The organism is Streptomyces sp. CC224B, assembly GCF_030010595.1.
GTDB lineage: Bacteria > Actinomycetota > Actinomycetes > Streptomycetales > Streptomycetaceae > Streptomyces > Streptomyces longispororuber.
This window is the reverse complement of sequence record NZ_JASCXL010000081.1, coordinates 1-12,404: the sequence shown is the minus strand read 5'-3', so window position 1 is coordinate 12,404 and position 12,404 is coordinate 1. Positions and strand designations below refer to the sequence as shown.

The following is a 12,404-nucleotide window of genomic DNA, read 5'->3' as shown; positions in this document are numbered from 1 at the left end:
ACGTAGCCTCACCTGGCTCAGCCCGCCGTCTCCCCGCCCTTGCGGCTCGGGGAGGCGGCGGGTTCGTCCGTGTACGGGGCCGGCGCGCCGCCGTACCCGTCCCGGTCCCCCTCGGGCGCCGGGGCCCGGCCGAGGGCCCGCGCCACCGCCGCGTCCGGCGAGAGCAGCGCCCCGGCGCGCAGCCCCGCCGCGTACCCCTCGTCGCCGAGCCGCTCCCGGGCCCGCTGCGCGCACAGCGCGTGCGGCCCGCCGAAGTACCGCGAGCCGAACAGCGGCAGCCCCACCGACCGCCACAGCCGCGCCGCCGCGCCCTGCAGCACCGCCGCCTCCGCCGCGTCCTCCTCCACCGTGAACAGGGCCAGCAGCTCCACCGCAAGCACCGTGCCCAGCAGGTCGTGGAACGCGTGGTCCAGCTCCAGGCAGCGGGCGACCAGCTCCCGCGCGCGGCCCGGCTCGCCCCGGGTCCAGGCCGCGTACCCGAGGACGTACAGCGCGTAGGCGAGGGCCCAGCGCTCCCCGTGGTCCTCGCAGACCCCGCGCACCTCCTCGCACAGCTCCACGGCGGCCTCCAGCGCCCCCTGGAAGGCCAGCGCCATCGCCAGCTCCACCCGGGCCATCAGCACGTTGCTGTTCAGCTCGCCGAGCCGCCGGTACTCCGCCAGGGCCGAGCGCAGCAGCCGCTCCGCGCGCGGCATGTCGTCGCCGACCAGCGCCAGACAGCCGAGGCGGTGCACGGCGTACGCCGCCGCCACGGCGTCGCCCGTACGCTCGGCCGTGTCCCGGCACTCCTGGAGCGCGCGCAGCGCCGGCACCGTGTCGCCCTGGAGGATCGCCACGTGGCCGAGCACCCACAGCGCCTTCAGCCGCGACGCCTCGCGGCCCGGCCCGCCGTCGAGCTCCACGGCCCGGTCCAGCCAGTGCCTGCCCTCCGCGAGCCGCCCGCAGCCCACCCAGCAGAACCACAGCGTGCCCGCCAGGTGCCGGCCGAGGTGCGTCTCCTCCGGCTCTGTCAGGCAGAACTCCAACGCCGCCCGCAGATTGGGCAGTTCGCACGCCACGAGGGCGGCCACCCGCGCCTGGCGCGGCGAGAACCACTCCAGCTCGCACCACGTGGCGAGCCCCAGGTACCAGTCGCGGTGGCGGCGCCGCATCCGCGCCGCGTCCCCCGTGGCCCGCAGCCAGTCCGCGCCGTACGCCCGGACCGTGTCCAGCATGCGGTAGCGCACCCCCGCCGCGCCCTCCTCGCGGGAGAGGACCGACTGCGCGAGGAGCTCGTCCAGGACGTCGAGCACCTCGTCCGCGGGCAGCCCCTCACCGCCGCACACGTACTCGGCCGCCTCCAGGTCGAAGGGCCCGGAGAACACCGAGAGCCGCGCCCACAGCAGCCGCTCCCGCGCCGTGCACAGCTCATGGCTCCAGCCGATCGCCGTCCGCAGCGTCCGGTGCCGGGCCGGGCCGTCCGGGCGGGCCCCGGTGAGCAGCCGGAACCGGTCGTCCAGGCGGGCCAGGAGCTGCCCGGGGGACAGGGCGCGCAGTCGCCCCGCCGCGAGCTCCAGGGCGAGCGGGATGCCCTCCAGGCGGCGGCACAGCTCCAGGACCTCCGCGCGGTGCGCCCCGTCCACGGTGAAACCGGGCACCGAGGCCGCTGCCCGGTCGGCGAACAGGGCCACCGCCTCCGGCTCCGTCAGCGGCGCCAGCGGCAGCACCCGCTCACCGGCCGCGCCCAGCGGCCTGCGCCCTGCGGCGAGCACGCGCAGGCCCGGACAGCGCCGCAGCAACTCCCCGACCAGCGAGGCCGTGGCCGCCACCAGGTGCTCGAAGCCGTCCACCACGAGCAGCGGCTCCCGGCCCGCGAGCCGGTCGAGCAGCACCTGCCGCGGCGGCCTGCTGGTGTGGTCCGTCAGCTCCAGGGCACCCGCCAGCGCGTGTGCCACCAGATCCGGGTCCCGCACCCCCGCCAGCTCCACCAGCCAGGCTCCGTCACGCGGCCGCAGGGCGGCGGCCGCCCGCGCCGCGAGCCGCGACTTGCCGACGCCGCCCGTCCCGGTCACCGTCACCAGCCGGGACTCGGCCAGGGCCGCCGCCACGGCGGCCAGCTCCGCGGCGCGCCCCACGAAGGCGGTCGGCTCGGCGGGCAGGTTTCCCGGGGAGGCCGGCGGTCCCGGACGGGCGGGCCGCGGACCGGCGGCCGCGGAGTCCTCCCCGCCGGTCCCGGGGTGCTCAGGGTGTCGCATGTCTTACGGAGCGTACCCAGGCGTGCGCACTCCGTACAGCCCGTCCGGGAAGGCCCTCCGGCACCCCGCGCCCCAAGTGCCGCGTGCGGTAATGCGGTACGGAGCCGGGGCCCCGGCGCGATAGGGTCGGAGCACGACTTTTCGACGTTCGACGACCCTGGAATCCAGGGCGGTGTCTCAGGGAGCGGTGCGCTGTGTCCGGTGGAGAGGTGGCCGGGATCCTGGTGGCCGTCTTCTGGGCGATTCTGGTCTCCTTCCTGGCGGTGGCGCTGGCGAGGCTGGCACAGACGCTCAGGGCGACCACCAAGCTCGTCGCGGACGTGACCGAGCAGGCGGTTCCGCTGCTCGCCGACGCCTCGACGGCGGTGCGCTCCGCGCAGACGCAGATCGACCGGGTGGACGCCATCGCCTCCGACGTCCAGGAAGTGACGTCGAACGCGTCGGCGCTGTCCACGACTGTGGCCTCCACCTTCGGCGGACCGCTCGTGAAGGTCGCCGCGTTCGGCTACGGGGTGCGCCGGGCCATCGGCCGCAAGGACGCGCCCGCCAAGCCGCCCCGCCGTACGGTGATCGTGGGCCGCACCCTGTCGTCCGCGCGCCGGAGCAGGCGTGCCGACCGCACCGACCGCACCCCCAGGGACAAGAAGGACTGACGCAGCGATGTTCCGACGTACGTTCTGGTTCACCGCGGGCGCGGCCGCCGGCGTCTGGGCCACCACCAAGGTCAATCGCAAGCTCAAGCAGCTCACCCCGGAGAGCCTCGCGGCCCGCGCCGCCGACAAGGCGATCGAGGCGGGCCACCGGCTCAAGGACTTCGCGCTCGACGTCCGCGACGGCATGGCCGAACGCGAGGCGGAGCTCGGCGACGCCCTCGGCCTCAACGCCCCGGTCGACCCCGAGCTGCCCGCCCAGCGCCGCCTCGCGATCGTCGAGAACCACATCTCCAAGCACCCCAAGTCCCTCGCGAACCCGACGGACACGACGTACTCGTACAACCGGAATGAGGACCACTGATGGAGTCGGCTGAAATCCGTCGCCGCTGGCTGAGCTTCTTCGAGGAGCGTGGGCACAAGGTCGTGCCGTCGGCGTCGCTGATCGCGGACGACCCGACACTGCTCCTCGTCCCCGCGGGCATGGTCCCCTTCAAGCCCTACTTCCTGGGCGAGACCAAGCCGCCCGCCCCGCGCGTCACCAGCGTCCAGAAGTGCGTGCGCACGCCGGACATCGAAGAGGTCGGCAAGACCACCCGGCACGGCACGTTCTTCCAGATGTGCGGCAACTTCTCCTTCGGCGACTACTTCAAGGAAGGCGCCATCAAGCTCGCCTGGGAGCTGCTCACCAGCTCCGTGGCGGACGGCGGCTACGGCCTCGACCCGGAGAAGCTCTGGATCACGGTCTACCAGGAGGACGACGAGGCGGAGCGCATCTGGCGCGACGTGATCGGCGTCCCCGCCGAGCGCATCCAGCGCCTCGGCATGGGCCCGAACTTCTGGTCCATGGGCGTGCCCGGCCCCTGCGGCCCCTGCTCCGAGATCAATTACGACCGCGGCCCGGAGTTCGGCGAGGAGGGCGGCCCGGCCGTCAACGACGAGCGCTACGTGGAGATCTGGAACCTGGTCTTCATGCAGTACGAGCGCGGCGCCGGCCAGGGCAAGGAGGACTTCCCGATCCTCGGCGACCTGCCGTCGAAGAACATCGACACGGGCCTCGGCCTGGAGCGCCTCGCGATGATCCTGCAGGGCGTGCAGAACATGTACGAGACCGACACCCTGCGCGTCGTCATCGACAAGGCCACCGAGCTCACCGGCGTCTCTTACGGCACGAGCCACGACACCGACGTCGCCCTGCGCGTGGTCGCCGACCACATGCGCACCTCGACCATGCTCATCGGTGACGGCGTCACCCCCGGCAACGAGGGCCGCGGCTACGTGCTGCGCCGCATCATGCGCCGCGCCATCCGCAACATGCGCCTCCTCGGCGCCACCGGCCCCGTCGTCGCCGAGCTCCTGGACGTCGTCATCACCACGATGGGTCAGCAGTACCCGGAGCTGGTCGAGGACCGCAAGCGCATCGAGACCGTCGCGCTCGCCGAGGAGGCCGCCTTCCTCAAGACCCTCAAGGCCGGCACCAACATCCTCGACACCGCCGTCTCCGAGACGAAGGCCGCCGGCTCCGCCGTGCTCCCCGGCGACAAGGCGTTCCTGCTCCACGACACCTGGGGCTTCCCGATCGACCTCACCCTGGAGATGGCCGCCGAGCAGGGCCTGTCCGTGGACGAGGACGGCTTCCGCCGCCTGATGAGGGAGCAGCGGGAGCGCGCCAAGGCCGACGCCCAGGCCAAGAAGACCGGCCACGCCGACCTCGGCGCCTACCGCGAGATCGCCGACGCCGCCGGAGCCACGGACTTCATCGGCTACGCCCACACCCACGGCGAGTCCCGCGTCGTCGGCATCCTCGTCGACGGCGTCTCGTCCCCGGCCGCCACCGAGGGCGACGAGGTGGAGATCGTCCTCGACCGTACGCCGTTCTACGCCGAGGGCGGCGGCCAGATCGGCGACACCGGCCGCATCAAGCTCGACACCGGCGCCGTCGTCGAGGTCCGCGACTGCCAGAAGCCGGTCCCCGGGGTCTACGTCCACAAGGGCGTCGTCCAGGTCGGCGAGGTCACGGTCGGCGCCGCCGCCCAGGCCACCATCGACGTGACCCGCCGCCGCGCCATCGCCCGCGCCCACTCCGCCACGCACCTCACGCACCAGGCGCTGCGCGACGCCCTCGGCCCGACGGCCGCCCAGGCCGGTTCCGAGAACCAGCCGGGCCGCTTCCGCTTCGACTTCGGCTCGCCGTCCGCCGTGCCGACCGCCGTGATGACGGACGTCGAGCAGAAGATCAACGAGGTCCTCGCCCGGGAGCTGGACGTCCAGGCCGAGGTCATGTCCCTCGACGAGGCCAAGAAGGCCGGCGCCATCGCCGAGTTCGGCGAGAAGTACGGCGAGCGCGTACGCGTGGTGACCATCGGTGACTTCTCCAAGGAGCTGTGCGGCGGCACCCACGTGCACAACACCGCCCAGCTCGGCCTGGTCAAGCTGCTCGGCGAGTCCTCCATCGGCTCCGGCGTGCGCCGCATCGAGGCCCTGGTCGGCGTCGACGCGTACAACTTCCTGGCCAGGGAGCACACGGTCGTCGCCCAGCTCCAGGAGCTCGTCAAGGGCCGCCCGGAGGAGCTGCCCGAGAAGATCTCCGGCATGCTCGCCAAGCTGAAGGACGCCGAGAAGGAGATCGAGAAGTTCCGCGCGGAGAAGGTCCTCCAGGCCGCCGCCGGCCTCGCCCAGGGCGCCAAGGACGTGCACGGCGTCGCCCTGGTCACCGGCCAGGTCCCGGACGGCACCGGCGCCGACGACCTGCGCAAGCTGGTCCTCGACGTGCGCGGCCGCATCCCGGGCGACCGCCCGGCCGTGGTCGCCCTGTTCGCCGCGGCCAACGGCAAGCCGCTCACCGTCATCGCCACCAACGAGGCCGCACGCGAGCGCGGCCTCAAGGCCGGTGACCTGGTCCGCACCGCCGCCAAGACCCTCGGCGGCGGAGGCGGCGGCAAGCCGGACGTCGCCCAGGGCGGCGGCCAGAACGTGGCCGCGATCGGCGACGCCGTCGCCGCCGTCGAGCGCCTCGTCGGCGAGACCGCCTGATGCGTCGCGGCAGACGCCTGGCGATCGACGTCGGGGACGCCCGCATCGGGGTCGCCTCGTGCGACCCCGACGGGATCCTCGCCACGCCGGTGGAGACGGTGGCAGGGCGGGACGTCCCGGCCGCCCACCGCCGCCTCCGCCAGCTCGTCGAGGAGTACGAGCCCATCGAGGTCGTCGTCGGCCTCCCTCGCTCCCTCAAGGGGGGCGAGGGCCCGGCCGCCGTCAAGGTCCGCGCCTTCGCCCAGGAGCTCGCCGCGGGCATCGCCCCCGTTCCGGTGAGACTCGTGGACGAGAGGATGACCACAGTGACGGCCGGCCAGAGCCTGCGCGCCTCCGGCGTGAAGTCCAAAAAGGGCAGGTCTGTCATCGACCAGGCAGCCGCCGTGATCATTCTCCAACAGGCCCTGGAGTCCGAACGGGCGTCAGGGGCGGCTCCCGGTGAGGGCGTCGAAGTGGTCATCTGATCGCGATACGGTAACGTTCCGCGCGGTGCGGCGGCGTTCGAACAGCCGCCGTACAGCATCAAGAGGCGGAACGGTTGGTCTGGGATCCAGGCGACGGCCCCCGCCTCGCGGCTCGTAGGGGATCGATGACTGAGTATGGCCGGGGCCCAGGCTCCGAACCGTGGCATCCGGAGGACCCGTTGTACGGGGACGGCGGATGGGGAGGACAGCAGGCCCCGCACGGCGGCCCGTCCCCCTACGGCGGCCAGGGGCAGCACCACCCGCAGCAGTCGCAGCAGGACCACCCGCAGACGCCGTACGGCGACTGGGACACGGGACAGCAGCACTACGGCCACCAGCAGGGATACGACCCCCTACAGGCGCAGTACGAGGGAACCGGGCAGCCGCACGACGGCGGCTGGGACGGCGGCCGGCCGGGCCAGGTCCCCTACGGCAGTGATCCGGCCGACCCCTACGGGCAGCCCGCCGCCGCGTACGGCGAGGAGCGCCCGGACTTCTACGGCACGCCCGAGGCGTATCCGCCGCCGGAGCCGCCGGCCCGCCGCCGCCCGGCCGCCGAACCCGACCCGGAGACCGGCTGGGACCCGGGCCCCGACCAGGGCGAGGAGGCCTTCTTCGCGGGCGGCGACGACGAGGACGACGACGGGCCGGGGCGCGGCGGCCGCGGCGAGCGGCGCGGCCGGGGCGGCAAGAAGAACAGGAAAGGGCGCAACGGCTTCGCCTGCCTGGTCGTCACCGTGGTCTTCGCGGGCGGCCTGGGCGGCGTCGGCTATTTCGGCTACCAGTTCTACCAGGACCGTTTCGGCACGGCCCCGGACTACGCGGGCGACGGCATCGACGCCAAGGCGACCGTCACCATCGAAAAGGGGTGGAGCGGAACCCACATGGGGCAGGCGCTCAAGAGCGCCGGTGTCGTCAAGAGCGTCGACGCGTTCGTCTCCGCGCAGAGCAAGAACCCCGAGGGCCAGAAGATCCAGGCGGGCGTCTACACCCTGAACAAACAGATGTCGGCGGCCTCCGCCGTCGAATTGATGCTCAGCCCGAAGAGCCGCAACAACCTCATCATTCCGGAAGGCCGCCGGAACATCTGGGTGTACGAGGAGATCGACAAGCGGCTGAAACTGACGCCGGGCACCACCAAGAACGTCGCCCACAAGGACTGGAAGAGCCTCGGCCTTCCGCAGTGGGCGGCGGCGAACGTCAAGCCCGACGTCAAGGACCCGCTGGAGGGCTTCCTCTTCCCGTCCAGCTACCCGGTCGCCAAGGGCCAGCAGCCCCAGGACGTCCTGAAGAAGATGGTCACCCAAGCCGCCGAGAAGTACGAGGAGTTGGGCGTCCAGTCGGCGGCACAGCGGCTGCACCTCAAGAACCCGCTGGAAGTCGTCACGGTCGCCAGCCTCGTGCAGGCCGAGGGCAAGTACAAGCACGACTTCGAGAAGGTCGCGACGGTCGTCTACAACCGCCTCAAGCCCGGCAACACCGAGACGTACGGCCTGCTCGACTTCGACTCGACGGTCAATTACCTCAAGGGCCAGTCGAAACTCGCGATCGGTTCCGTCGACGACCTGCGGAAGATCAACGACCCGTACAACACGTACAAGATCAAGGGCCTTCCGCCCGGGCCGATCGGCAATCCCGGTGAGGTCGCGATCAAATCCGCGCTGCACCCGGCCGAGGGCGACTGGTACTACTTCGTCTCCGTCAGCGAGGACAAGACGCTCTTCGCGGAGACGAACGAGGAACAGAACCAGAACCGCGAGAAATACCTGAAGGAGCAGAACGGACAGTGAGCGCGCAGAAGTGCCGGGCCGCGGTTCTCGGTTCGCCGATCGCTCATTCCCTCTCGCCGGTGCTGCACCGCGCCGCCTACGCCGAGCTGGGCCTCGCCGGCTGGTCGTACGACCGCTTCGAGGTCGACGAGGCGGCGCTGCCCGGGTTCGTCGCCGGGATGGGGCCGGAGTGGGCCGGGCTGTCCCTGACGATGCCGCTGAAGCGCGCCGTCATCCCGCTCCTGGACGAGGTCAGCGACACCGCCGCGTCGGTGGAGGCCGTCAACACGGTCGTCCGGGCGGACGACGGGCGTCTCACCGGCGACAACACCGACATCCCCGGCATGGTCGCCGCCCTGCGCGAGCGCGGCATCGAGGAGGTCGGCTCCGCCGCGATCCTCGGCGCGGGCGCCACCGCGTCTTCCGCGCTCGCCGCCCTGGCGCGGATCTGCACCGGCGAGGTCGTCGCGTACGTCCGCAGCACGGCCCGCGCCGCCGAGATGCGGCAGTGGGGCGAGCGGCTCGACGTGGAGGTGCGCACCGCCGACTGGGCGGACGCCGCGCAGGCGCTGCACGCGCCGCTGGTGATCGCCACCACCCCGGCGGGCAGTACGGACGCCCTGTCCCACGCCGTGCCCGAGCGGCCGGCCACGCTCTTCGACGTGCTCTACGACCCGTGGCCCACCGACCTCGCGGCCCGCTGGTCGGCGTACGGCGGGGCGGTCGTCAGCGGCCTCGACCTGCTCGTGCACCAGGCCGTGCTCCAGGTCGAGCAGATGACGGGGCACTCACCCGCCCCGCTGGACGCGATGCGCACCGCGGGCGAACGGGCCCTCGCCGCGCGCTGATCCGTGCCGCGGGCGTCCGCCTGATGGACCGCGGGCCTGTGGGCGCCCCTGGACGTGGGAGGATCGGGGGTGGCGGGCCAGGGCCGCGCACCCGGTCGCGCCGTCGCAGTTCCAGGCGCGAGCATGAGGAGCACCGTTGAGCAGGTTGCGCTGGCTGACCGCTGGGGAGTCCCACGGACCCGCACTTGTCGCCACGCTGGAGGGACTTCCCGCCGGCGTGCCCGTCACCACGGAGATGGTGGCGGACCACCTGGCCCGGCGGCGCCTCGGCTATGGACGCGGCGCCCGGATGAAGTTCGAGCGCGACGAGATCACCTTCCTCGGCGGCGTGCGGCACGGCCTGACCATGGGCTCGCCCGTCGCGATCATGGTGGGCAACACCGAGTGGCCCAAGTGGGAACAGGTCATGGCGGCCGACCCGGTGGACCCGGCCGAGCTGGCCGACCTCGCGCGGAACGCGCCGCTGACCCGGCCCCGCCCCGGCCACGCCGACCTCGCGGGTATGCAGAAATACGGTGTGCCGGATGCCCGGCCCATCCTCGAGCGGGCCTCCGCCCGCGAGACGGCGGCCCGCGTCGCGCTCGGCGCGGTGGCCCGCTCGTACCTGAAGGAGACGGCGGGGATCGAGATCGTCAGCCACGTCGTGGAGCTGGCCGCCGCCAAGGCGCCGTACGGCGTCGTGCCGACCCCGGCCGACGTGGAGAAGCTGGACGCGGACCCGGTGCGCTGTCTGGACGCCGACGCGTCGAAGGCGATGGTCGCGGAGATCGACCAGGCCCACAAGGACGGCGACACCCTGGGCGGTGTGGTCGAGGTCCTCGCCTACGGCGTCCCCGTCGGGCTCGGCTCGCACGTGCACTGGGACCGCCGCCTGGACGCGCGCCTGGCCGCCGCCCTCATGGGCATCCAGGCCATCAAGGGCGTCGAGGTCGGCGACGGCTTCGACCTCGCCCGGGTGCCCGGTTCGAAGGCGCACGACGAGATCGTCGCCACCGAGGACGGCATCCGGCGCGCCACCGGCCGCTCCGGCGGCACCGAGGGCGGCCTGTCCACCGGCGAGCTGCTGCGCGTCCGCGCCGCGATGAAGCCGATCGCGACCGTGCCGCGCGCGCTGGCCACGGTCGACGTCGTCACCGGCGAGGCCACCAAGGCCCACCACCAGCGCTCCGACGTGTGCGCGGTCCCGGCCGCCGGGATCGTGGCCGAGGCCATGGTCGCGCTGGTCCTGGCGGACGCGGTCGCGGAGAAGTTCGGCGGCGACAGCGTGCCGGAGACCCGGCGCAACGTGGAGTCGTACCTCGAGCACCTCCAGATCCGGTGACCGGGCCGCGGATCGTCCTCGTCGGCCCCATGGGGGTCGGCAAGTCCACGGTGGGCGCGCTCCTCGCCGAGCTGCTCGGCACCGGCTACCGCGACACCGACGCCGACATCGTGGCCGCGCAGGGGCGGGAGATCTCCGACATCTTCGTCCAGGACGGCGAGCCGTACTTCCGCGAGCTGGAGCGGCGGGCGGTGCGGGCCGCGCTCGCCGGGCACGAGGGCGTCCTCGCGCTCGGCGGCGGCGCGATCCTCGACGAGGGCACGCGCGCGCTGCTCGCCGCCCACCCGGTCGTCTACCTCTCGATGGACGTCGAGGAGGCGGTCCGGCGGACCGGCCTGAACGCGGCGCGCCCGCTGCTCGCGGTCAACCCGCGCAAGCAGTGGCGCGAACTGATGGACGCGCGCCGCCACCTGTACGAAGAAGTCGCCCGCGCCGTGGTGGCCACCGACGGCCGCACCCCCGAAGAGGTCGCACGGGCGGTCCTGGACGCACTGGAGTTGAAGGAAGCATGAGCGAGGAAGTCACCCGGATCCACGTCGGCGGCACGGCGGGCACCGAGCCGTACGAGGTGCTCGTCGGGCGGCAGCTCCTCGGCGAGCTGGGCGGTCTGATCGGCCCCGCGGCCAAGCGCGTGGCCGTGATCCACCCGGAGGCGCTGGCCGGGACCGGCGACGCGCTGCGCCAGGACCTGGCCGACCAGGGGTACGAGGCCGTGGCCATCCAGGTGCCCAACGCCGAGGAGGCCAAGACCGCCGAGGTCGCGGCGTACTGCTGGAAGGCGCTCGGCCAGTCCGGCTTCACGCGCACCGACGTGATCGTCGGCGTGGGCGGCGGCGCCACCACGGACCTGGCCGGGTTCGTGGCCGCGACCTGGCTGCGCGGGGTGCGCTGGATCGCCGTACCGACGACCGTGCTCGGCATGGTGGACGCGGCGGTCGGCGGCAAGACCGGCATCAACACCGCAGAGGGCAAGAACCTGGTGGGCTCGTTCCACCCTCCCGCGGGCGTGCTCTGCGACCTGGCGGCGCTGGACTCGCTCCCGGTCCACGACTACGTCTCCGGCCTGGCGGAGGTCATCAAGGCCGGCTTCATCGCCGACCCGGTCATCCTCGACCTGATCGAGGCCGACCCGCAGGCGGCCCGCACACCGGCCGGAGCCCACACCGCCGAGCTGATCGAACGCTCCATCAAGGTCAAGGCGGAGGTCGTCTCCGGCGACCTGAAGGAGTCCGGGCGCCGGGAGATCCTCAACTACGGGCACACGCTGGCGCACGCCATCGAGAAGAACGAGCGCTACAAGTGGCGGCACGGCGCGGCCGTCGCGGTCGGCATGCACTTCGCGGCCGAACTCGGCCGTCTGGCCGGGCGCCTCGACGACGCCACGGCCGACCGGCACCGTACGGTCCTCGAGGCCGTGGGGCTGCCGCTCAGCTACCGCTACGACCAGTGGCCCAAGCTCCTGGAGACCATGAAGGTCGACAAGAAGTCCCGTGGCGACCTGCTGCGCTTCATCGTCCTCGACGGCCTCGCCAAGCCGACGGTCCTGGAGGGGCCGGATCCGGCGGTGCTGCTCGCGGCGTACGGCGAAGTCGCGGACTGACCGGCCGCGGGGCGCGGCGGCGGGCGGCGCGAACAAGCCACGGGCACTTCGCGGCTGCCCCGGCCGTTCACACAACGTCGGCCGGGGACGGTACCGTTCGGTACGGGTGGCCCGGCCGCCCGTACCAGGTGAGTCGCACGAGACGGAGTGGCAACGGATGCAGCACGTCGCGGGGTCTCCGCTGCCGCCGCCCCTTCAGCCGGGGCACGGACCGGCCACCGGGTGGTCCCCGGCCGCGCCCCACCCGGGCGCCCCGCAGACCGCCCCGGGCTTCCCGGCGGCGCCCGCCGGCTTCGCGCCCGGCCCCGCGCCCCAGCAGCCGCTCCAGGCCCCCGGGCCCGGCGTGCCGCGGGGCCCGGCGGCCCCGGTCCGTGCGGCCGTCCGGATGGCCCCGGCGGACCCGGTGGGCCCGGAGGCCCGGGCCCCTTCGGCCGTCCCGACGGCCCCGGCGGCCCGGGTGGTCCCGGTGGCCCGGGCGGCCCCGG

The 12,404-nt window shown here is 73.4% G+C and carries 10 protein-coding genes and 1 pseudogene; 10 read left to right on the top strand and 1 reads right to left on the bottom strand.

Annotated features, from left to right (window positions below; all coding sequences use genetic code 11):
- Window positions 1–17: 17 nt before the first annotated feature.
- A complete protein-coding gene (locus QK440_RS28245) occupies window positions 18–2,234 on the bottom strand; it encodes an AAA family ATPase (RefSeq protein ID WP_282796045.1) in 2,217 nt (738 codons plus the stop codon).
- Between the two features lie 194 nt (window positions 2,235–2,428).
- On the opposite strand from QK440_RS28245, the gene QK440_RS28240 reads away from it, so the two are divergent.
- The 10 genes and pseudogenes from QK440_RS28240 to QK440_RS28195 form a co-directional block, all read left to right on the top strand.
- Window positions 2,429–2,887, top strand: coding sequence for a DUF948 domain-containing protein (locus tag QK440_RS28240; protein ID WP_282796044.1), 459 nt, complete (start codon window positions 2,429–2,431; stop codon window positions 2,885–2,887).
- Between the two features lie 7 nt (window positions 2,888–2,894).
- Window positions 2,895–3,248: a DUF6167 family protein gene (locus QK440_RS28235; RefSeq protein ID WP_282796043.1), complete on the top strand. Its 354-nt coding sequence runs from the start codon at window positions 2,895–2,897 to the stop codon at window positions 3,246–3,248.
- Window positions 3,248–5,917 carry an alanine--tRNA ligase gene (alaS, locus tag QK440_RS28230; protein WP_282796042.1) on the top strand — a complete coding sequence of 890 codons (2,670 nt, stop codon included), beginning with the start codon at window positions 3,248–3,250 and terminating at the stop codon, window positions 5,915–5,917. The genes QK440_RS28235 and alaS overlap by 1 nt, the downstream gene beginning before the upstream one ends.
- Window positions 5,917–6,381 (top strand): Holliday junction resolvase RuvX, encoded by a 465-nt coding sequence (ruvX, locus tag QK440_RS28225; RefSeq protein ID WP_282796041.1) that lies wholly within the window; start codon window positions 5,917–5,919, stop codon window positions 6,379–6,381. Before alaS ends, ruvX begins: the two co-directional genes overlap by 1 nt.
- Before the next feature lie 125 nt (window positions 6,382–6,506).
- A complete protein-coding gene (gene mltG, locus QK440_RS28220) occupies window positions 6,507–8,171 on the top strand; it encodes an endolytic transglycosylase MltG (protein ID WP_282796040.1) in 1,665 nt (554 codons plus the stop codon).
- Window positions 8,168–8,998, top strand: a complete 831-nt coding sequence (locus tag QK440_RS28215; protein WP_282796039.1) for a shikimate dehydrogenase — start codon at window positions 8,168–8,170, stop codon at window positions 8,996–8,998. Before mltG ends, QK440_RS28215 begins: the two co-directional genes overlap by 4 nt.
- Before the next feature lie 136 nt (window positions 8,999–9,134).
- Window positions 9,135–10,319: a chorismate synthase gene (gene aroC / locus QK440_RS28210; protein ID WP_282796038.1), complete on the top strand. Its 1,185-nt coding sequence runs from the start codon at window positions 9,135–9,137 to the stop codon at window positions 10,317–10,319.
- A gap of 29 nt (window positions 10,320–10,348) precedes the next feature.
- Window positions 10,349–10,831, top strand: coding sequence for a shikimate kinase (locus QK440_RS28205; protein WP_282796070.1), 483 nt, complete (start codon window positions 10,349–10,351; stop codon window positions 10,829–10,831).
- On the top strand, window positions 10,828–11,919 hold the full coding sequence (gene aroB / locus QK440_RS28200) for a 3-dehydroquinate synthase (RefSeq protein ID WP_282796037.1): 1,092 nt from the start codon (window positions 10,828–10,830) through the stop codon (window positions 11,917–11,919). The genes QK440_RS28205 and aroB overlap by 4 nt, the downstream gene beginning before the upstream one ends.
- Before the next feature lie 157 nt (window positions 11,920–12,076).
- Window positions 12,077–12,404: pseudogene (locus QK440_RS28195) on the top strand (hypothetical protein); the annotation flags it as partial.

Coding starts and splice junctions, on each gene's coding strand:
- QK440_RS28245 (WP_282796045.1), bottom strand. CDS start 2,234: ATGCGACACCCTGAGCACCCCGGGACCGGCGGGGAGGACTCCGCGGCC.
- QK440_RS28205 (WP_282796070.1), top strand. CDS start 10,349: ATGGGGGTCGGCAAGTCCACGGTGGGCGCGCTCCTCGCCGAGCTGCTC.
- QK440_RS28235 (WP_282796043.1), top strand. CDS start 2,895: ATGTTCCGACGTACGTTCTGGTTCACCGCGGGCGCGGCCGCCGGCGTC.
- aroB (WP_282796037.1), top strand. CDS start 10,828: ATGAGCGAGGAAGTCACCCGGATCCACGTCGGCGGCACGGCGGGCACC.
- mltG (WP_282796040.1), top strand. CDS start 6,507: ATGACTGAGTATGGCCGGGGCCCAGGCTCCGAACCGTGGCATCCGGAG.
- alaS (WP_282796042.1), top strand. CDS start 3,248: ATGGAGTCGGCTGAAATCCGTCGCCGCTGGCTGAGCTTCTTCGAGGAG.
- ruvX (WP_282796041.1), top strand. CDS start 5,917: ATGCGTCGCGGCAGACGCCTGGCGATCGACGTCGGGGACGCCCGCATC.